Origin of the sequence: Paraburkholderia sp. SIMBA_027 (assembly GCF_046535315.1) — a bacterium.
Lineage (GTDB): Bacteria > Pseudomonadota > Gammaproteobacteria > Burkholderiales > Burkholderiaceae > Paraburkholderia > Paraburkholderia tropica.
In genome coordinates, this window is record NZ_JAWRWY010000119.1 from 1 (window position 1) to 428 (window position 428).

Here is a 428-nt window from a genome sequence, read left to right on the forward strand (position 1 = left end):
CTAATTTATTTTATTGTTGTATTAAAAAATGTTCTAAATCGACCATTTCCAAAAACTTGATAGCTACCATCCTCTAATACCCTGACTAAATTAGTAGGCGCAGTTACTGGTGATTTTAAATATCTAGATAATTGATAAGCAACACCATTTCCAAAAACTCCAGTTCTACATGAAATTAATCTAACAGTAGTTCCTTTTTTAAATCCATTTTGAAGCATCGTTTTAGCTAGTTCCTTTGCAGTAGTATATGTTGATTGTTTTTGATGGGGTCTAATCTTGTGATTTTTATAGGATATATGTTTTGTATATCTGTTTAAATACCCCACGCTACCGCACAAATCCTTTGGTTTGGTAAAAAACTATAAATTAAACATTCTAAGAATTACAATCTCATCCAAAAAGCCCTTTCTCAGAAACACAATAATTAT

Annotated in this window: 1 protein-coding gene; it reads right to left on the reverse strand. The window is 30.1% G+C overall.

The annotated features are described in order from the left end of the window. Positions 1 to 5: 5 nt before the first annotated feature. Positions 6 to 326 (reverse strand): hypothetical protein, encoded by a 321-nt coding sequence (locus tag SB764_RS38395; RefSeq protein WP_410866519.1) that lies wholly within the window; start codon positions 324 to 326, stop codon positions 6 to 8. Positions 327 to 428 lie beyond the last annotated feature (102 nt).